At 67.9% G+C, this 18,067-nt stretch carries 18 protein-coding genes and 1 riboswitch; of the genes, 6 read left to right on the top strand and 12 right to left on the bottom strand.

Going from position 1 to position 18,067, the window contains the following annotated elements; genetic code table 11:
* Positions 1-76 precede the first annotated feature (76 nt).
* The 4 genes from KOE53_RS08490 to KOE53_RS08505 form a co-directional block, all read right to left on the bottom strand.
* Positions 77-1,141: an LLM class flavin-dependent oxidoreductase gene (locus KOE53_RS08490; protein WP_188058144.1), complete on the bottom strand. Its 1,065-nt coding sequence runs from the start codon at positions 1,139-1,141 to the stop codon at positions 77-79.
* 56 nt (positions 1,142-1,197) lie between these two features.
* A complete protein-coding gene (locus KOE53_RS08495) occupies positions 1,198-1,560 on the bottom strand; it encodes a DUF2568 domain-containing protein (RefSeq protein ID WP_188058145.1) in 363 nt (120 codons plus the stop codon).
* Between the two features lie 63 nt (positions 1,561-1,623).
* A complete protein-coding gene (locus KOE53_RS08500; RefSeq protein ID WP_188058146.1) occupies positions 1,624-3,249 on the bottom strand; it encodes an amidohydrolase in 1,626 nt (541 codons plus the stop codon).
* Between the two features lie 121 nt (positions 3,250-3,370).
* On the bottom strand, positions 3,371-4,777 hold the full coding sequence (locus KOE53_RS08505) for an APC family permease (protein WP_188046582.1): 1,407 nt from the start codon (positions 4,775-4,777) through the stop codon (positions 3,371-3,373).
* A 190-nt stretch (positions 4,778-4,967) separates the two neighbouring features.
* Between KOE53_RS08505 and KOE53_RS08510 the strand changes: the two genes are divergently transcribed.
* Positions 4,968-5,624, top strand: coding sequence for a TetR/AcrR family transcriptional regulator (locus KOE53_RS08510; RefSeq protein ID WP_188058147.1), 657 nt, complete (start codon positions 4,968-4,970; stop codon positions 5,622-5,624).
* A gap of 162 nt (positions 5,625-5,786) precedes the next feature.
* On the opposite strand, the gene purU is transcribed toward KOE53_RS08510, so the two are convergent.
* The gene (gene purU / locus KOE53_RS08515; RefSeq protein ID WP_188058148.1) at positions 5,787-6,692 is read right to left on the bottom strand and encodes a formyltetrahydrofolate deformylase; all 906 of its coding nucleotides are present in this window, start codon (positions 6,690-6,692) and stop codon (positions 5,787-5,789) included.
* A gap of 40 nt (positions 6,693-6,732) precedes the next feature.
* A riboswitch (ZMP/ZTP riboswitch) is annotated at positions 6,733-6,815 on the top strand.
* Between the two features lie 44 nt (positions 6,816-6,859).
* Between purU and glyA the strand changes: the two genes are divergently transcribed.
* The 4 genes from glyA (at position 6,860) to KOE53_RS08535 (ending at position 11,192) form a co-directional block, all read left to right on the top strand.
* Positions 6,860-8,143, top strand: a complete 1,284-nt coding sequence (gene glyA / locus KOE53_RS08520) for a serine hydroxymethyltransferase (protein WP_188046579.1) — start codon at positions 6,860-6,862, stop codon at positions 8,141-8,143.
* A gap of 4 nt (positions 8,144-8,147) precedes the next feature.
* Positions 8,148-9,029, top strand: a complete 882-nt coding sequence (locus KOE53_RS08525) for a bifunctional methylenetetrahydrofolate dehydrogenase/methenyltetrahydrofolate cyclohydrolase (RefSeq protein ID WP_188058149.1) — start codon at positions 8,148-8,150, stop codon at positions 9,027-9,029.
* A 39-nt stretch (positions 9,030-9,068) separates the two neighbouring features.
* Positions 9,069-10,412, top strand: coding sequence for a magnesium transporter (mgtE, locus tag KOE53_RS08530; protein ID WP_188046577.1), 1,344 nt, complete (start codon positions 9,069-9,071; stop codon positions 10,410-10,412).
* A gap of 99 nt (positions 10,413-10,511) precedes the next feature.
* Positions 10,512-11,192 carry a DedA family protein gene (locus KOE53_RS08535; RefSeq protein ID WP_353055615.1) on the top strand — a complete coding sequence of 227 codons (681 nt, stop codon included), beginning with the start codon at positions 10,512-10,514 and terminating at the stop codon, positions 11,190-11,192.
* Positions 11,193-11,255: 63 nt separating this feature from the next.
* Here KOE53_RS08535 and KOE53_RS08540 read toward each other — a convergent pair whose 3' ends face one another.
* From KOE53_RS08540 to KOE53_RS08550, 3 genes are all read right to left on the bottom strand, one after another.
* On the bottom strand, positions 11,256-13,124 hold the full coding sequence (locus tag KOE53_RS08540; protein WP_188058150.1) for a glycerophosphoryl diester phosphodiesterase membrane domain-containing protein: 1,869 nt from the start codon (positions 13,122-13,124) through the stop codon (positions 11,256-11,258).
* Entirely contained in the window at positions 13,121-14,008 is an 888-nt protein-coding gene (locus KOE53_RS08545; protein ID WP_188046575.1) for an oxygenase MpaB family protein, read from the bottom strand. The genes KOE53_RS08540 and KOE53_RS08545 overlap by 4 nt, the downstream gene beginning before the upstream one ends.
* Before the next feature lie 92 nt (positions 14,009-14,100).
* The gene (locus tag KOE53_RS08550; RefSeq protein WP_188058151.1) at positions 14,101-15,312 is read right to left on the bottom strand and encodes a cation:proton antiporter; all 1,212 of its coding nucleotides are present in this window, start codon (positions 15,310-15,312) and stop codon (positions 14,101-14,103) included.
* Positions 15,313-15,482: 170 nt separating this feature from the next.
* On the opposite strand from KOE53_RS08550, the gene KOE53_RS08555 reads away from it, so the two are divergent.
* Positions 15,483-15,974 (top strand): DUF6328 family protein, encoded by a 492-nt coding sequence (locus tag KOE53_RS08555; RefSeq protein ID WP_353055616.1) that lies wholly within the window; start codon positions 15,483-15,485, stop codon positions 15,972-15,974.
* A gap of 84 nt (positions 15,975-16,058) precedes the next feature.
* On the opposite strand, the gene KOE53_RS08560 is transcribed toward KOE53_RS08555, so the two are convergent.
* The 4 genes from KOE53_RS08560 to KOE53_RS08575 form a co-directional block, all read right to left on the bottom strand.
* Complete coding sequence (locus tag KOE53_RS08560) at positions 16,059-16,259, bottom strand: hypothetical protein (protein ID WP_188058152.1); 201 nt, start codon at positions 16,257-16,259, stop codon at positions 16,059-16,061.
* Positions 16,260-16,338: 79 nt separating this feature from the next.
* Positions 16,339-16,716, bottom strand: a complete 378-nt coding sequence (gene crcB, locus KOE53_RS08565) for a fluoride efflux transporter CrcB (protein WP_188058153.1) — start codon at positions 16,714-16,716, stop codon at positions 16,339-16,341.
* Entirely contained in the window at positions 16,713-17,117 is a 405-nt protein-coding gene (locus KOE53_RS08570; RefSeq protein ID WP_353055617.1) for a fluoride efflux transporter FluC, read from the bottom strand. The genes crcB and KOE53_RS08570 overlap by 4 nt, the downstream gene beginning before the upstream one ends.
* A 116-nt stretch (positions 17,118-17,233) precedes the next feature.
* Positions 17,234-18,019, bottom strand: a complete 786-nt coding sequence (locus KOE53_RS08575; RefSeq protein WP_353055618.1) for an AraC family transcriptional regulator — start codon at positions 18,017-18,019, stop codon at positions 17,234-17,236.
* Positions 18,020-18,067: the final 48 nt, after the last annotated feature.

The following is an 18,067-nucleotide window of genomic DNA, read 5'->3' on the forward strand; positions in this document are numbered from 1 at the left end:
TCCGAGGTCTCCTGACGACAGTGGCGCGTGACCTTCCCGGTCACGCGCCACTGTCGTTTTCGGCTACTGGGGTCGATTAGACCTGCGCCGCAAGCAGCTCGCGCACCCGCGGGGCGACGACGTGGCCGTACAGCTTGATCGACTGCATCAGCTCCGCGTGCGGCATGGGCCCGCTCGCGTACTTGAGGTCGAAGCGGTCGAGGCCGAGCGTGCGCACGGTCTGAGCGATGCGCTGCGCGACCGTCTCGGGAGAGCCGACATACAGCGAGCCGTTGTCGGCCTCGTGCTCGAACTCCTCACGCGTGGTCGCCGGCCAGCCCCGCTCGGCGCCGATGCGGTTGCGGTTGTCCCGGAAGTGGGGCCAGAGCTGCTCGCGCGCGAGTGCGTCGGTCTCGGCGATGTGCCCGGGGGAGTGGACGGCGAGCGGCATCGACTCGCGGCCGAGGTCGATCTGCGTTTGCCGGTAGAGGCGCACGAAGGGCAGGAAGCGCGCGGGATCACCGCCGATGATCGCGAGCATCATCGGGATCCCGGATCGGACGCTGCGCAACACGGACTCAGGGCTGCCGCCCACGCCGATCCACGCGCTTACGCCGCCCTCACGCTCGGTCTTCGGGAAGACCTCCTGCTCGGAGAGCGCGCTGCGGTGCTGGCCCGACCAGGTCACGGGGCCCTCGGCGCGTAGCCGTGAGAACAACTCGAGCTTCTCAGAGAACAGGGTGTCGTAGTCGGAGAGCTTGAACCCGAACAGCGGGAACGACTCGGTGAACGAGCCGCGTCCGAGCACCACCTCGCTGCGTCCGTTGCTGATCGCGTCGAGCGTCGCGAAGCGCTCGTAGACGCGCACCGGGTCGTCGCTTGAGAGTACGGTTACGCCGGTGCCCAGCAGGATCCGGTCCGTACGCGCGGCGATCGCGGCCAGGATGACCTCGGGCGAGCTGATCGCGAAGTCAGCCCGGTGGTGCTCGCCCAGGGTGAACGCGTCGACCCCAGCGCGCTCGGCGGCGACGCCCTGCTCGATGACGTCGCGGATAACCTCGGCGTGTGAAGCGGTGCTCCCATCGGCGCGCTCAGTGACGTCGCCGAAAGTGTCAAGGCCAAGGATCAGGCGGGAGGATGGGGCAGCAGCGTCAGGTTCCATGCCGGGTGCAACCAGAAACGCGGCCGCAATATTCCGCCGGGATCCTGCAGAAGAGGTTACGCCTTGGGACGCAGCGCGAGGTAGCCGTAGACGGCACCGACCACGCCGTAGACGGCGGCGATGACCCACGGCACACCGATCGCGAGCGCCGCGGCGACGGCTGAGCCGAGGAAGACCAGCTCGACGAGGCTGCGGCCGAAGCGGTCGGTCGGCAGCACGGGGCGCGGCGACAGGAACAGCGCCCAGATCAGTACCGAGAAGACGAGCGCGCCCAGGCCGACAAAGATGCCGGGCAGCGGAAGCGGCCACGCCAGGAAGCCCCAGACGGTGATGGCGACGACGGCGAGGAGGTGCCACAGGGCACGCGCCGCCTGCAAAATCGAGGACTGGATGGGGGCCGGGACTGGTGCGCTGCTCACCAGGCCAGTCTACCGGCGGCCGGGCGGTGAATTCGCCGGGCCGCCGGTGCCGGCGTTCGGGAGCTACGCCGTGTAGGTCGGCTCCCCGGCGATCCAGGTGCCGCGCACCGCGAGGTCGGGGACCTCGTGCGCGGCGACCTCGAGCGGGTTTCCCGAGAGCCAGACGGCGTCGGCGGGCGAACCGACTGCCAGAGTGCCGCGTTCGGGCGCGAGCGCCTGGCGCGCGATGCCCTTCGTGTACGCCGCGAGGGCGGTGCCCGCGTTCACGACCTCGTTCGGCAGCCAGGCCGGCTCGTCAGGGGTGAGGTGGCTGTTTCGCAGGATCGCGGTCGAGAACGCCTCACGCCAATCAAGCGTGGTCACGGGCCAGTCGCTGCCGAACGAGATCGTGGCTCCCGAGCGCACGAGCGAGCCGATGAGGTACTGCCGGTCGTCGCGATCCTGCCCGATGTGCGGGATCGTGAGGTTCTCCATGACCGAATCGCACTTGGCCCAGTAGGGCTCGAAGTTCGCGATGACGTCGAGCTCGGCGAAGCGGGCGACGTCCTCGGGCGCGAGCATCGCGACGTGCGCGACGACGTGGTGGCGCGCACGCTCGGGGTCGACGCCGCTGTCGCGGATCGCCTCGAACGCATCGAGGGCGCTGCGGTTCGCGGCGTCGCCGATGGCGTGCAGGTGCAGCTGGAAGCCGGCGGCATCGAACGCGGCGGTCGCCGCCTGCAGTTCGGCGTCGGTCCAGTTCGGCAGGCCCGAGTCGTCGGGACGGTCGGCGTAGGGCTCGAGCAGGGCCGCGGTGTGCCCCTCGATCACGCCGTCGAGGAAGAACTTGACGGTCTGTGCGGTGAGGCGCTCGTGCCCGAGAGCGATCACGCGCTCGCGGTCGGCTAGGAACTGGGCGACCTGCTCACGCCAGGTGAAGGGGTCGGCGCGGAACGCGAGGTTCACGCGCGTGTGGAGGCGGTTCTGCGCGGCGGCATCGAGGTAGACGGCGACGTCGCTGCCCTCGACCCAGGCGTCCTGGATCCAGGTGATGCCGATCTCGGCGAACTCGCGGGTGGCCCGCTCGATCGCGTCGACGCGGACGGCGAGGCCGCGCTCGGGAACGATGTTCGCGAGGAAGTCGTTTGCCGCGGCCTCCTGCAGCGTGCCGATCGGCGAGCCGTCCTCGCGGCGCACGATGCGCCCGAGCTCGGGGTCGGGGGTCTCGGCGGTGATGCCGCCGGCCGCGAGCGCAGCTGAGTTCACCCAGGCGGTGTGGTAATCCCAGGCGCGCAGAATCGTGGGGGTATCGCCCGTTACCTCGTCGAGCCAGTGGGCGTCAAAGATGCCGCCGGGGGTGAAGGTCGCGTCGTAGCTGCCGCCGATGATCCACTCGTCGTCGGGGTGGGCTTCCTTCCAGACGCGGACGGCCTCCACGATCTCTTCGACGGTTGCCGCGGCGCGCACCGCCGGGCCGTTCGCCTCGAGCGCGCCGAGAATCGGGTGGCAGTGGCCGTCGCCGAGTCCGGGGGCGAGCACACCCCCCGCGAGGTCGAGCGTACGGGCGCCCGCGGCGCTCGCGAGCGCCTCGGCCTCGGCGCCGTGGGCGGCAACTCGGCCATCCCGGAAGGCGATCGCGTAAGTGCTGACGGGGGACCCGTCCAGATCCGCGTCAATGAGAATGGTTCCGCCGGTAATGACCGTGGTCATCGGTGACCTCCGAGTTGCTCGAGCTGTGTGATTGAGGATGCTGCGGCCGCGGCGATCCTGTGGGATGTGAACCGCTGGGCAGGGAAACGGGGCGACGCCATGCGCGCCGCCCCGTCGCAGCCTACTTGAAGGGGGCTTCCTTGGCGATCGCGTCGATGACGCGCGTCTCGGGGCCCTCCGAGAGGTCCATCTTCGGCACCGGCTTCGTGAAGAAACGGGTCTTCGCGAGCAGGATCGCGAGGCCGACGGCGAACCAGATGCCGCCGACCACCCAGGTGCCGGGATCGAGTGAGGTCCACAGCCAGATCGTCAGGGCGAAGCCGATGATCGGGGCGATGCCGTACTTGATCCAACCGAGGGGGGTGCGCTCGGCGACCTCGCCTTGCTTCGGGAACAGGTAGACGCGGATCACCGAGAGGTTCACCATCGCGAACGCGGCGAGCGCGCCGAAGCTGATCATGAACGCCGCCTGCTCGAGCGTCAGCACGAGGCTGAGCAGCGCGAAGATTGAGACTGCCGTCGCGGCGATAATCGGGGTGCCGAATCGCTTCGACAAGATTCCGAGCGGCTTGGGAAGCGTGCCGTCACGGCCCATCGAGTAGAGGATGCGGGCGACCGAGACCTGGCCGGCGAGGCCGGAGCCGAAGCAGCCGGCCACCGAGAAGACGACGAAGATGACGCCGAGCCAATCGCCTGCGACGTGATGAGCGAGCACGATGCCGGCCGCGTCGATCAGCTCGCGGGGAGCCTCAGCCCAGTCGGGGAGCGTGTAGGCGCGCGCGCCGATCCACGAGACCACGATGAAGAGCACGCCGCCGATGAGGGTCGTGAGCATGATGGCGCGCGGGATGTCGCGCCGCGGGTGCTTGGCTTCTTCCGACAGGGTCGAAACCGCGTCGAAGCCGAGGAAGGAGAGGGCGAGGATGCCTGCGCCAGCGAAGATCGGGCTGAAGCCCTCGGAACCGGGGATGAAGGGCTCGAGGATGCCGGGGGCATTCGGGTCGTTGATCGTCATCTTGATGGCGAAGATGGCGAAGATCGCCATCGAGGCCACGGACAGCGCGATGACGAAGATGTTCAGCTTGCTGACCAGCTTGATGCCGAGCACGTTGAACACGAAGACGGCGAGCAGGGTGAGCAGCGAGGGGATCCAGGCGGGGATGCTCGGGAATTGCGTGCTCACGTACAGGCCGAGGATCATGAAGTTGATCATCGGGATGAAGAGGTAGTCGAGCAGCAGCACCCAGCCGGTCATGAAGCCGACGCCGCCGCCAAATGCCTGCTGCGCGTAGGTGTACGCGGATCCTGCGACCGGATAGCGGCGCACCATCGAGGCGTAGCTGTAGGCCGTGAAGAGCATCGTGAGCAGCGCGACCGTGTAGGCGAGCGGCAGGCGACCCTCGGTCACCTGATTGACGATGCCGTAAGTGGTGAATACCGTGGCGATCGCCATGTAGGCGAGGCCGAAGAGGACAAGGCCGCCGAGGCCCAGCTCCCGCTTCAGGTGAACGGTTTGCGTCTGACTCACTGTTATCTCCCTTGATACCCGGTGTGGGCGCTCAGCGTGCGAGCGCGAAAGCCCCGGTTCGCTTTTAATGAACGGTGTTCTTTACACTGCTGATAGACATTAGTACGAAGTAGGGCGCCGCGCGAACTCAACACTGGGGGTGTGCGGCTCGGGGAAGCGAGATCCTCAGTGAACCAAGGGAGATTCACGCATGACTGTTGTACCCAAGCGCCGTGTTGGGCGGCCCCCCAAACGCGTGCTCAGCCGCGACATCATCTTCGAGGCCGGACTGAAGCTCCTCGATGAGCGCGGGGCGCACGGCTCGGGCATGCGCGATATCGCGCGTGAGCTCGGCGTGCAGCCCTCCGCGCTGTACAACCACGTTGCGGGGCAGGACGACGTGATCGCCGGGGTGCGCGAGCTCATCGGCGATCGCATCGACGGTGCGATGTTTGACGAGCTGCCCTGGGACGAGGCTTTGGTGGTCTGGGCGCACTCCTATCGGGACGCCTTCGCCGCGCACCCGCCTACGATTGCGTTGCTCGCGGTCACCCCGGTGCTGCCCGACTCGCGCATCAGTTTGATGTACGAAAAGGTGCTGACCGCGCTCGAGCAGGGTGGCTGGCCCGTGGACCAGCTGCTGTCGGTCATGGTCGCGCTCGAGTCGTTCATCCTCGGCTCCGCGCTCGACGCGGTCGCCGACGACGAAATCCTCAACCCCGGGGATCGCGTGGACGTGCCGCTCTATACGGCCGCCCACGCGGCGCGGCGAACCGCGATCGCCGGGCGTCGACCCGCCGACGTCGCATTCGAGCTCGGGCTCGACGTGATGATCAGCGGGCTGCGCGCGCGACTCGCGGCGGGGTAGGCCGGGGCAGGGTGTTTCTGGCTCATCTAATGAGCGCGAATGGTCCCTTGCTGGTGCGGGAACCAGCCATTTGCGCTCACTAGATGGCACGCGAGGCTCCCCGACTGCGGGGAATTCGGGCGGGGTGCGGGGTGGCGCAGGGGCAGGATCCTGCCGGTTCGCCTAGTGGAAGATGATCGTGCGGTCGCCGTCGGACAGGATCCGGTTCTCGGCGAACCAGGTCACCGCGCGACGCAGGGTGCGCGCCTCTTCATCCTGACCGAGCTGCATGAGCTCGGTGGGCGAGTAGGAGTGGTCGACGCGGGTGACGGCCTGCTCGATGATCGGGCCCTCGTCGAGGTCGGTCGTCACGAAGTGCGCCGTCGCGCCGATCAGCTTTACGCCGCGGCGGTGCGCCTGCTTGTACGGGTTCGCACCCTTGAATCCCGGGAGGAACGAGTGGTGAATGTTGATCGCGCGTCCCGCGAGCGCCTCGCAGAGCTCGGGAGACAGGATCTGCATGTAGCGGGCCAGCACGACGAGCTCGATGTCGTGCTCCTCAACCGCTTCGAGCACGCGGGCCTCGAACGCCGCCTTGTCCTCGGCGCCCGCGATGGCCCGGTATTCGAACGGCGCGCCATAGAACTCGGCGATGTCGCGCACCGTCTCGTGGTTCGACAGGATCAGCGGAACCTCGATGGGCAGCTGGCCGCCGCGGCGACGGTAGAGCAGATCGTTGACGCAGTGCGTCGCAGTGGAGGCCAAAATGAGGGTGCGCACCGGGCGGCCCACCACGTCGAGCCGCCAGGACATGTTGTAGCGGTGGGTGACGGAAGAGAGCGCGTCGTTGAAGCGCGCCTCAAACGTCTCGGGCTGGGCGACCGCCGCGACCTGGATGCGCATGAAGAAGCGTCCGGTGTCGTGGCTCGCGAACTGCTGGCTCTCCTCGATGTTTCCTCCGGATGCCACGATCGCGCCGCTCACCGCGTGCACGATTCCCGGACCGTCGACGCACGACAGGGTGAGGACCCACTGGGGAGCGGAAACGGGGGCTGGGGAAAGCGCGGACTGCGCGGTGGTGGTACTCATCGCTCCCCAGGGTAGTAGATCTCGCTGCGCTGATATGCTTTCGAACAGTCGTGACTGGCGTACAGATGGACACCATCGGGGAGCGACGAACCGAGAGTCTGGCCGCTCGCCTGGGCCGTTGAACTGATGTCACCCGCGTGCCGGGTGGGAGTGAAAGAGGTAATTCCTTGACGAACCAGTCCGCTTTCTTCAACGAGCCCCTTGCGGTCGTCGATCCTGAGATCGCCGCAGTGCTCACCCAGGAGCTCGGCCGCCAGCGCGGCACCCTCGAGATGATCGCGAGCGAGAACTTCGTTCCGCGCGCCGTGCTCGAGGCCCAGGGCTCCGTGCTCACGAACAAGTACGCCGAGGGCTACCCCGGACGTCGCTACTACGGCGGCTGCGAGTTCGTCGACATCGCCGAGGACTTGGCCCGCGACCGTGCCAAGAGCCTGTTCGGTGCGAAGTACGCCAACGTGCAGCCCCACTCGGGTGCGTCGGCGAACGCCGCGGTGCTCTCGGCGATCGCCGAGCCCGGCGACACGATCCTGGGCCTCGAACTGTCGCACGGTGGCCACCTCACCCACGGCATGAAGCTCAACTTCTCGGGCAAGCTCTACAAGGTCGCCTCCTACGGCGTCGACCCCGAGACGTTCCTCATCGACATGGACGTCGTTCGCCAGAAGGCGCTCGAGGCGAAGCCCAAGGTCATCATTGCCGGTTGGTCGGCGTACCCCCGTCAGATCGATTTCGCCGCGTTCCGCGCGATTGCCGACGAGGTCGGCGCGACCCTGTGGGTCGACATGGCGCACTTCGCGGGACTCGTCGCCGCGGGCCTGCACCCGAACCCGGTGCCCCACGCGCACGTCGTCTCGTCGACCGTGCACAAGACCATCGGCGGCCCCCGCTCGGGCTTCATCCTCACGAACGACCTCGAGATCCACAAGAAGATCAACTCGAACGTCTTCCCCGGCCACCAGGGCGGCCCGCTCATGCACGTGATCGCCGCGAAGGCGACCGCGTTCCTGCTCGCCGCGAGCGACGAGTTCAAGGACCGCCAGGTGCGCACCCTCTCGGGCGCGAAGCTGCTCGCGTCGGCCCTGACCTCTGACGCGTCGAAGGCCGCTGGCATTGACGTGCTCACGGGCGGCACCGACGTGCACCTCGTGCTCGCTGACCTCCGCCACTCCGAGCTCGACGGCCAGCAGGCCGAGGACGCGCTGCACGCGGTCGGCATCACGGTCAACCGCAACTCGGTGCCCTTCGACCCGCGCCCGCCGATGGTGACGAGCGGCCTCCGCATCGGCACCCCCGCGCTCGCGACCCGCGGCTTCGGCGATGTCGAGTTCGCCGAGGTGTCGGACATCATCGCGCGCACTCTGCAGCCTGGTGCCGACGTCGAGGCGCTCGCGGCACGCGTCACGAAGCTCGCCGACGCGTTCCCGCTGTACCCCGGCCTCGAAGAGTGGTAGGCCGTTGACCGCTCAGAAACTCGACGGGACGGCAGCCGCCGCTTCGATCAAGGACGAGCTGCGGGTGCGGGTTTCGGCCCTCGCCGAGCGCGGGATCGTTCCCGGGCTCGCGACCGTGCTCGTTGGCGCCGACCCGGGCTCGCAGTGGTACGTCGCGGGCAAGCACCGCGACTGCGCCGAGGTCGGCATCTCGTCGATCAAGCGCGAGCTGCCCGAGACGGTGACGCAGGAGGAGCTCGAGGCCGTCCTCGACGACCTCAACGCCGACCTGGCCTGCACCGGCTACATCGTGCAGCTGCCGCTGCCGAAGCACATCGATACCGACCGGATCCTCGGGAAGATCGACCCGAACAAGGACGCGGACGGGCTGCACCCGACGAACCTCGGCTGGCTCGTGCTCAACGCGAACACCGAGATCACGACGCCGCTGCCGTGCACGCCGCGCGGCGTGATCGAACTGGTCGAGCGCAACGGCCTGTCGTGGGCGGGCAAGCATGTCGTCGTGGTGGGTCGCGGGGTGACCGTCGGTCGCCCGATCGGCCCGTTGCTGACCCGGCGCGAGTTCAACGCGACCGTCACGCTGACGCACACGGGCACGCAGGATCTCGGCGCCGAGCTGCGCCGTGCCGACGTGATCGTGGCTGCCGCGGGAGTCGAAGGCATCGTCACCGCTGAAAACGTCAAGCCGGGAGCGATCGTGCTTGACGTGGGTGTTTCGCGCAAGACTGACCCGGAGACCGGCAAGAGCCGTGTCGTCGGGGACGTCGATCCTGGGGTGGCCGAGGTCGCGTCGTGGATCTCGCCGAACCCCGGCGGAGTCGGTCCGATGACGCGCGCGCTGCTGCTGCAGAACGTGGTCGAGATGGCGGAGCGCGCCTCCGCCTAATCCCGCACCGCTAGGCTCGCGCTGGGAAGGGAGAGGCTCATGGAAGAAACGGTTCGCATCGAACAGGACCTGCTGCAAGAAGTTGCGGCGGGTCGGCTGTCCGCCGCCTCCGAGCTCCTGAGCCTCCTCTCCCCGCGCGAGGTCGCGGACATCGTGGAGCGCACCAGCTTGGCCCGCGCCGCGATCATCTACCGACTGCTGAGCAAGGATCGGGCACTCGAAGTGTTCGAGCGGCTCGAGTCGGCCGTCCAGGGTGACCTGGTCGCTGCGCTGCGCGATGACGAGGTCACCTCGCTCTTCGCGGAGCTCGACCCCGACGATCGCGCGCAGCTGATCGAGGAGCTCCCCGCGAGCGTCGCCACCCGTCTGCTGCACGGCCTGCCGCGCCGCGAGCGCGAGCAGACCGCGGCGATCCTGGGCTACCCGGTGGGCAGTGTGGGCCGGCGCATGAGCCCGGAGTATGTGAGCACGCACCCGGATCTGACCGTGGCGCAGACCATGGAGCGGGTGCGCCGCGGTGCCGCCGATGCCGAAACGATTTACACCGTGCTGGTCACCGACCGCGCGCGAGAAATCGTTGGCGTGGTCAGCCTGCGGGAAGTGATCGCGAGTGATCCCGGCATTCGCATCGCTGAGCTGATGAGCGAGCCGGAAGTGGTCAACGCGACACTCCCGGCGGAAGAAGCGGCTCGGTTGCTCAGCGATGGCGAGTACCTGCTGATGCCCGTGGTGGACAGCGAGCGGCGCCTGCTGGGCATCTTGACGATCGACGACGCGAACCAGATCCTGCGTGACGCGGAGGAGGAGGACGCGGCCCGCGCCGGCGGCGCCGAGCCGCTGCGCCGCCCGTACCTGTCGACCTCGGTGTTCTCGATTACCCGCTCGCGGGTCGTTTGGCTGCTCGTGCTTGCCGTCTCGGCGTTGCTGACGGTGCAAGTGCTCGACATCTTCTCGGCGACGCTTGAACAGCAGGTCGTGCTCGCCCTGTTCATCCCACTGCTCACCGGCACGGGAGGCAATACGGGTTCGCAGGCGGCCGCGACGGTCATCCGCGCCCTCGCGGTGGGTGACGTGCGCCCGAGCGACGTGGGCAAGGTGCTGCTGCGCGAGGTGCAGGTGGGTGCCCTACTGGGCGCCCTGCTCGGCACGCTCGGCTTCGCACTCGCGGGCCTCGTGTTCGGCCTCGACTTCGGCATCATCATCGGGCTGTCGTTGCTCATCATCTGCGCGCTTGCGGCGACCGTTGGCGGGGCCATGCCGCTGCTCGCAAAGGCCATCCGTGTTGACCCCGCAGTATTCTCGACCCCCTTCATCTCGACCTTCTGCGACGCGACCGGGTTGATCGTGTACTTCACGATCGCTCGCGCCGTCCTCGGCCTGTAACCGGGATTCTGCCAGCGGGGCGCGGCATACTGGTCGGGGCGCTCGCGCGCCCGAAGACTTTCCCTGCCGTTCACGATCTTCGATGAAAGCCGAGCACCTGTGACCTTCTCCCTCGCCGCCACCGTGCTGGCTCAGACAGATCCCAGCACCGGATACGAGGGATTCATTGGGTGGGTGCTTGACCTCATGGACAAGCTCGGCGAGATCGGCGTCGGCCTCGCCGTCCTGATCGAAACGTTTGTGCCGCCCATTCCCTCCGAGGCGGTGCTGCCCGGGGCAGGATTTCTCGCATACGAGGGGCGCATGAGTTTTTGGCTGGCGTGGGCCATGGCCACGCTCGGCGCGCTCATTGGCGCGTGGCTCTGGTACGCGATCGGGGCGGCGTTCGGGCGCGATCGCACGCGCCGGGTGGTCGGCAAGATCCCGCTCATGGAGCACGACGACTTCGATCGGGCCGAAGCGTTCTTTCAGAGGTGGGGTGGCGCCGCCGTCTTCTTTGGGCGCTGCGTGCCGCTCGTGCGCTCGTTTATCTCGATCCCGGCCGGGATTGAGCGCATGTCGCTGTTGAAGTTCACCTGCTATACCTTCGCCGGTTCCGGGTTGTGGAACGGCCTCTGGATCGGCCTCGGCTACGCCTTCGGCCCCGCGATCCGGCCAGTCCTCGAGCAATGGAGTGGAGTGCTCTCGGACCTGATCGTCATCATCATTCTCGCGCTCGTCGCGTGGTTTGTCGTGTCGCGGGTGTTGCGCAACCGGAAACGCGCGCGGGCTTCGGAATAGCTGGCCGGGCCGCAGCCGGGGCGGTCTTCGGACAGGATCCTGCAGTCGAGCCAGCTACCCCGACTACCCCAGCCGCACCAACCTGCTGAGCGCGTCCGAGAGCACCCCGGCGACACCCTGATCCTGGTCCATTTCCCCGCGGGACTCGATCGCGAGATCCGGACGGTCAGTGATGATTCCGTCGACGTCGTCGCGCAGCAGCTGGCGCTGTTCTTCGGGGTCGTTCACGGTCCAGACCAGGTAGGCGAGTCCCTTGTTCAGTGCCGCTCGCTGCAGCGCCGTGGTCGAGGACCAGCCCTCGACGACGATGAAGTCGGCGGTCGTGTCGGGGGCGTCTGAGCCGGCAAAGGCCATGGTGTACCCGACCGTCAGGTTCGGACGGAACGCTTTGAGGGTCTCGATAGTGGGCTTGTCGAGGCCGTGGTAGATGTGGTCTTCGAGATATCCCAGCCCCTCGATCTCTGCGACCAGCCGGGGCACGAGCTCGGGCGCTTCGCCCCCGTGGAGCTTGATCTCGATGAGTAGCGGCTGGTCGAGCTCGTCGGCCCGGTTCAGGTACTCCTCGAGCGAGGGAATGAGCCCCTCGTGGCCGTACTGATCGGTCACTGTGATGGCGGTGAGCTCGTCAAATGTGAGGTCCGCGACGGCTTCGTCGCGCCCGGCGAGCCGCGACAGGTTCGCGTCGTGCATCACGACGAACTGACGATCCTTCGTCTCCATGACATCGATCTCGACGAAGTCCGCGCCAGCCCGGTGCGCGGCCTCCAGGCCCCCGATGGTGTTCTCGGCGCCCTCCTGGCTGAAGCCGCGGTGCGCGAGTGCCAGAGTGTCGGGGTGGCTACTCAGCTCCTGCACAACGCGCAGGTTCGCGAATCCGAGCACGAGCACGATTGCGGCGGCCAGGCCGGTTAGGATCAGCGCGGACCTCCGGGTGAACCCGGTGCGGTGCGCCACGGTCTGTGTGTCGAGGCCCCCGCCCAGCTCGCGCAGCGTGATGGAGGCCGGGAGCTCGTCCGCCCAGCTCGCGAGGGCGGAGACGAGGACGGCCGCGAGCGCCGCAACCGTGATGCCTGCCAATGCGACGGCGATGACCTGCGAGACGCCCAGGCTGAAGGCCGCGACGGTGACCGAGGCGCCGGGCGTCTGCAGGTCGCTGATGACCGTCGGGACGAGGGCAAACGCGCTCACGAGCGCAATGCCGACAGAGCCGAACAGGATCGCGAGTGCCCCCGCCGCAAGCACCGAGGCCCGTGTGAGAAAGCCGCGGGTGAGCCGCCAGCTCGCACGCATCGCACGGCCACCGGTCGCGTCGCTCAGCGCGAAGATGGGCAACGCGAGCGCGAAGCGCAGGTTCAGGAACGCGATCGCCGCGAAGAACACGATGAGCGCGATCGTCCCGCCCGTGGTTTTCTCCAGCTCTCCCGTGATGAACGCCGGCACCGAGATCGCGCGCGTGAGCACCGAGATGAAGCCGAAGTTGGCAAGCGGCATCAGGAAGAACAAGAGTCCGACGAGCGGCGCCGAGGAGGGCCGCACCAGCTTCTTCGCGATATGGCCGAGGTCCGCCGCGACGACCCGCAGGTGCAGCGACTCCCCGGCCCGGATCCTGCCGAGCGCAATGATCAGAAGCGCCAGCTGCAACGAGATCAGCCAGAACGCGAACAGCGTGATGACCACGATCAGCAGCAGCGTGATCGGGAGTCCAGGCCCGATGCTGAGCGCTCCGAGGTCGAGCCCGACCATGCCGCTCGCCCGCAGCGCCTCGGCGAAGAGCCAGCGGATGACGGGAAGCGCGACGAGGATGATGGCGAGCTGGCTCCCGGCGTACAGCGCGACGAGCCGCCACCCGCCCGCGCGGATGGTCCGAAACGCCTCCCGGACGAACAGGCCGGTCGAGCGGAAGAACGGTCGACGCGGTGCGCGCGGGCTCACGCTGCGTTTGCCTTCTTGGCCCGCACCTTGCGGTACGGGTGCGTGTCGACCCGATCGGTGATCTCGGTGATGATCTGGTCGTACCCCGCGCTGCGCCGTGCCGTTGCGATCATCTTCTTGGTGGTAGCGGCTGCGGCACGCAGGTTCATGGGGCGCCCCTCGATCCCGTAGAGTTCGCGGCCCCACTCGGGCAGCAGCCACAGGATCCCGTCCTGGATCACAATGCCGGTCCACACCTTGAGGGGGTTGCCGCGGAGGCCCGGGCGGCGCAGGTTCTTCGCGAGTTCGGCGGCGGGGAGCGTCAGGGCCATCCAGCCGCGCTGCGCGTCCATATAGGTATCGAGTTCGGCGCGGGTGGCGGAGAGCCCTTCGGTGTCGACGCCGGCCAGGCGGGCGGCGACGTGCTGCTCGAGCACGAACGCGTCCTGCTCTGCCGGGGTGAGCGCCGGGCCAAACTCGTCGGCGGCGCGGAGGACTCCCCAAGTGACGGTGTTGTGGGTCCACTCCAGCCACGCCTGGGTGTCGGCGCGGTGCTCGATGCCGGTCTGCGGGTCGGTCCAGCGGCTCGCGGCGTGCATGCGTCGCACCGATTCGCCCGCGGCATCCGCGTGCGCTGTGTCACCAAAGATGGTGGTGTCGATGTACCGGCCCGTGCGCTCGGCGCGGCCGGCCATGTCGGTCGCATACCCGCTTGCCGCGTCGAAGAGGCGCATCATCTGCGGGTTCAGTGCCTGCATCAGGATCGCCGCGACGCCGCCCAGCTTCGCCGACGGATCGGCGAACAGGCGCCAGCTCACGCTGTCCGGGCCAAAATACCCGTCGTCCTCGCGGACGACCGCCGCCGGAGTGGGAGTGGTGCTCGTCGTCGGTGCCGGAGTGTTCATGATGTGCTGCTCCCCCTGAGCGTCAGTGACCTGGACTGTGTGCAAGTTTATGAGGTGGCGGGCGCTTCGGCCAATCGAGTCGCCGCGGGTCGCTATTCGTGCGCGTCGATGTCGAGCGCATCCGCATCGGCCGATGGCTCGACGCGGGACCGACCGAGGAGGGCGAGCATCGGAAACAGCAGTACCGACAGCATGCCGCCACCCACCATCGCGGCCGCGAGGCTCGGCGTCAGGACCTCCTCGTCGACACCGATCTGGGTGACCGCGATGACGAGCGGCAGAGTGGTCGCGGTAAACAAGGCGGCCGTGCGGCGGTCGGACACGGAGGCCCCGCGCCCAGCGAGCAGAAACGCCGGCACCCCGCGCGCGAGCAGCATCACCAGGGCAAACACGGGCACCAGGATGAGCGCGCGCTGGTCGGCGAGCAGCTTGTCGAGGGGGAATGTCACCCCGGTCATGATGAAGAACACGGGCACGAAGAACCCGAAGGCGAGCGACTCGAGCTTGGCCTCGACAACTGCCTCGTCCTCGGGGTCTCCGCCGCGCAGAGCGAGCCTCGCGAGCATGCCCGCGACGAAGGCGCCGAGCAGGAAATCAATACCGAGTAGCACCGCGACCGCGACGAGCGCTGCGAGGACGAGCACGACGAAGCGAATCGCGAACTGGCCGCTCGTGTGCATGGTAGAGCGCACTAAGCGGTGCAGCCAGTCCCGCGGCCCGGTCGCCGCGAGCCACACCGCGACCCCGGCGATCGCCACGAAGACGAGCAACACGATCGTGCCGGCGAGCGGACTGCGGCCGCTCAAGAAAATGGAGATCGCCACGAGGGGAGCGAACTCGCCGATCGCGCCGAACGGCACGATCACCGCCCCCAGCGGACCCTTGGACAGCCCCGCATCGCGCAGGATCGGCATGATGGTGCCGAGCGCGGTGCCCGTGAGCGCGATCGCGATGACGAGAGAAGCGGCAGGATCCTGCCCGAGGGTGAAGCCTGCCGCGAGCGCGATGCCGAGCGATATCAGCCACCCCAGGGAGGCGCGGGCGGCGGGACGCCCGGTGAGCGCGGAAGGCGCGATCTCGTTGCCCGCCATGAAGAACAGCATGGCGAGCCCGAGCGTGGAGAGCATCTCGAGAAGGGAGGAGTCGCTCACCCAGCCGAGCCAGCTCGGGCCGACTGCCATGCCGAGGGCGATCTCGAAGACGACGAGGGGGACGAGGAGGGCGCGGCGCACAACCGCCGCCAGAATGGGCGCAAGCACGGCGATCGCGGCGACAAAGACGAGCGCGATCGCGGTCTCTTGCATGGGCTCCCCGTTGAGTCGACGAATTGACTTCCCACTGTACCGGCGACCTCGGTGTATCTTGGAAAGTACTTTTGAGTGAGGCGGTCGCAACCATTGCGAGGCTCGAACATGAACATGCAGCAGGGTTGCCCGGCGCAGTGCAGCGTCGGAGAACATTGAGGGGACCCATCGTGCCGCCTGAGGGGGATCACCCGATCGATGAGACGCCGAAAGAGCGGCTCGACCGCAACTGGAATGAGCTGTTGCAAGAGATGCGCGTCATCCAGACCGGCACGCAGATCATCACGGGCTTTCTGCTGGCAGCGGTGTTCCAATCGCGCTTCACCGACCTCGATTCCTACCAGCTGACGGTCTACCTCGCGCTCGTCGTCATTTCTGTGCTCACGACCATCGCGGGGTTGGCGCCGGTGAGCCTGCACCGGTATCTGTTCCGGAAGAAGGCGAAGGACTGGATCGTCGCCTATGCCGATCGCTTCGCGAGGATCACCCTCTGGGGAGTGGCGACGACGGTCACCGGCATCAGCCTCTTGATCTTCGACTTCGTACTTGGACGCCTCGCGGGGATCATCGCGGCGGGCGGCATCGCCGCGGTCCTCGTCGGTGTGTGGATCGTCATTCCGCACCGGGCCGGAATTGCCGCCAAGATTCGGGACCCAGACTAGCGGCGGGCGGCGCGGTTCCAGTCGCCACACAGAGAAGTGCCCGGCCCCCGTAGGGACCAGGCACTCAGTTCTTGCGGAGAAAACTTACTGATCGTCGCGCAGCTTCTCTTTTGCTTCGTTGCGCGCCTTGACGGCGTCCCGTTCGGCCTCAGCCTTCTTTACGTCGAGTTCGGCTCGCACCTCGTCAGCCTTGTCCTTGAGCTTGTCGACGCCTTCTTCCACAACGTCACCAATCTTCTTGGCGGCGGCTTCGGCGGTTTCCTTTGCGTTATCCAGAATGCCCATTGGAGGCTCCTCTCGTGAAGGGAACCCCCACGCTACGGAGCGTTGCTGAGTATTCCCCGACCGGCCCAGGGATCCTGCGCTAGAACCGTGTGCCGAGCCACAACCCGAGCAAGGCGGCGGCCACGGAGAACACCAGCATGCCGATGCCGCTCATCAGCGAGGCGCCAAAGCGACGTTGCTGAATCAGGTGCACCGTCTCGTAGCTTGCGGTACTGAAGGTCGTGTAACCGCCCAAGAACCCGGTGCCGAGCACGACTCCGAGCTCGTGAGGTACCAAATCCGTCAGCGCGATGCCGGTGAGGACGCCGAGGACGAGTGAACCCGACACGTTGACGATGGTCGTGGCCCAGACGAACTGTGTGCGGAGGTGCGTGCGAATGAGGCCGTCGACGCAGAACCTGGCCGCCGACCCCGCGCCACCCGCGAGCGCAAGCATCGCGAATATGAGCGGCGTCACCTGGCGGTCCCGTCGGGAGAGGGGCGCGGCCGCGAGCGCGCACGCAGGCCGGCGGCGAGCGCGATGCCCGCCCAGGTGGCGAAGGCCCCGACGATGACCGTGCCCAGAGCATAGGCGGCGGCCGCGCCGGGCCGCCCGTCCACGATGAGCAGGGCTGTTCCGGTGGCGAGCGCACTGTAGGTAGTGAAGCCGCCGCAGAAGCCGGTGCCCAAGAGCAGCCTCAGGCGTCGCGCGGTCGGGTCGTCAGGTGTGAGGTGCGCGAGCGCTTCGAAGAGCCAGCCCAGGAGAAACGCTCCGCTCACGTTGATCAGCGCGATCGCGACGGGGACGTCGCCGAGCGGCGGGATAGCGAGCGCAAGGCCCTCCCGGGTGGCGGCGCCGGCGGCGCCCCCCAACGCCACACTGGCGAGAAAGGTCGCGCGGAGATGTGGCGGGCGAGCGCGGGTGTCCCCGGAATGCTCGATGCGCGTGCCCATGGAACGACCTTACTCGTGCGGGCCCCAGCGACGTCGCCGGGCTAGGCCTGGTCGCGACGGTACGCGGTCGGCGTGATTCCGAGGATCCGGTGAAAGTCTGCCGTGAGATGGGCGTGGTCGCTGTAGCCGAGATCGACCGCGATCTGTCCGATGGTGAATTCGGGCGCGGATCTGAGGCGTTCCGCGGCTTCCTGCAGGCGATAGCGGCGGATCACTGCGAGGGGCGGCAGCCCGACGGTGCGCAGCGCGAGTCGTTGTACGCTGCGCGTCGACATCGCCAGGCGCTCGGCCAATTGGTCGACGCGGACGATGGATCGATCGGACGCGATGAGATCTTCGAGCCGGTTGCCCAGTTCATCGGCCTGTTCGGGGGGCGGCAGAAGTGCCGTGATCCAGGCGGCGAATGCGCCGGCCGCGCGCTCCCGGGCGGCCGCGCTGTCCTCCTGCATTGCTTCCGCGACGGCCAAGTGAAGCTCTGGTGCTTCGAAGACTACCTCGGTGTCGGCGATGTCCTCGAGCGCCCAGGAGAGGGACGCCGCCGCGGCCGGGCGCAGCAGGGCGCCGACCGCCCACCCCTTCCCACGAAGGTCCCGGTGCGAGACCCCGGTCGTCGGCCCGGAAAGCGTCACCCCCTCGGGCCCGACGACGAGATTCGAGGCCGGAAACGGCAGAATCGTCTGCCGCGACGTCCGCCCGGGGGCGAGGTCCCATCGCGGGATCCAGAACCACCGCACGAGCTCGACGAGCTCGGTCGGAGCGGGGACGCGATGGAATGTGGGGAGCCGGGTGGGGTACAGGATTCCGCCGAGCCCTGCTTCGTCCACCACGCTGCTCCCTGCGATCGTGAAACGTGTCGCGAATTGCCAAGACACGCG

It is taken from the genome of Leucobacter sp. CX87, assembly GCF_018682295.1.
GTDB lineage: Bacteria > Actinomycetota > Actinomycetes > Actinomycetales > Microbacteriaceae > Cx-87.

What these genes read in the sequence shown, in the direction of transcription:
- mgtE (WP_188046577.1), top strand. Translation starts at nt 9,069, where the DNA reads ATGGAAGAAACGGTTCGCATCGAACAGGACCTGCTGCAAGAAGTTGCG.
- KOE53_RS08510 (WP_188058147.1), top strand. Translation starts at nt 4,968, where the DNA reads ATGACTGTTGTACCCAAGCGCCGTGTTGGGCGGCCCCCCAAACGCGTG.
- KOE53_RS08550 (WP_188058151.1), bottom strand. Translation starts at nt 15,312, where the DNA reads ATGCAAGAGACCGCGATCGCGCTCGTCTTTGTCGCCGCGATCGCCGTG.
- KOE53_RS08560 (WP_188058152.1), bottom strand. Translation starts at nt 16,259, where the DNA reads ATGGGCATTCTGGATAACGCAAAGGAAACCGCCGAAGCCGCCGCCAAG.
- KOE53_RS08545 (WP_188046575.1), bottom strand. Translation starts at nt 14,008, where the DNA reads ATGAACACTCCGGCACCGACGACGAGCACCACTCCCACTCCGGCGGCG.
- purU (WP_188058148.1), bottom strand. Translation starts at nt 6,692, where the DNA reads ATGAGTACCACCACCGCGCAGTCCGCGCTTTCCCCAGCCCCCGTTTCC.
- KOE53_RS08500 (WP_188058146.1), bottom strand. Translation starts at nt 3,249, where the DNA reads ATGACCACGGTCATTACCGGCGGAACCATTCTCATTGACGCGGATCTG.
- KOE53_RS08490 (WP_188058144.1), bottom strand. Translation starts at nt 1,141, where the DNA reads ATGGAACCTGACGCTGCTGCCCCATCCTCCCGCCTGATCCTTGGCCTT.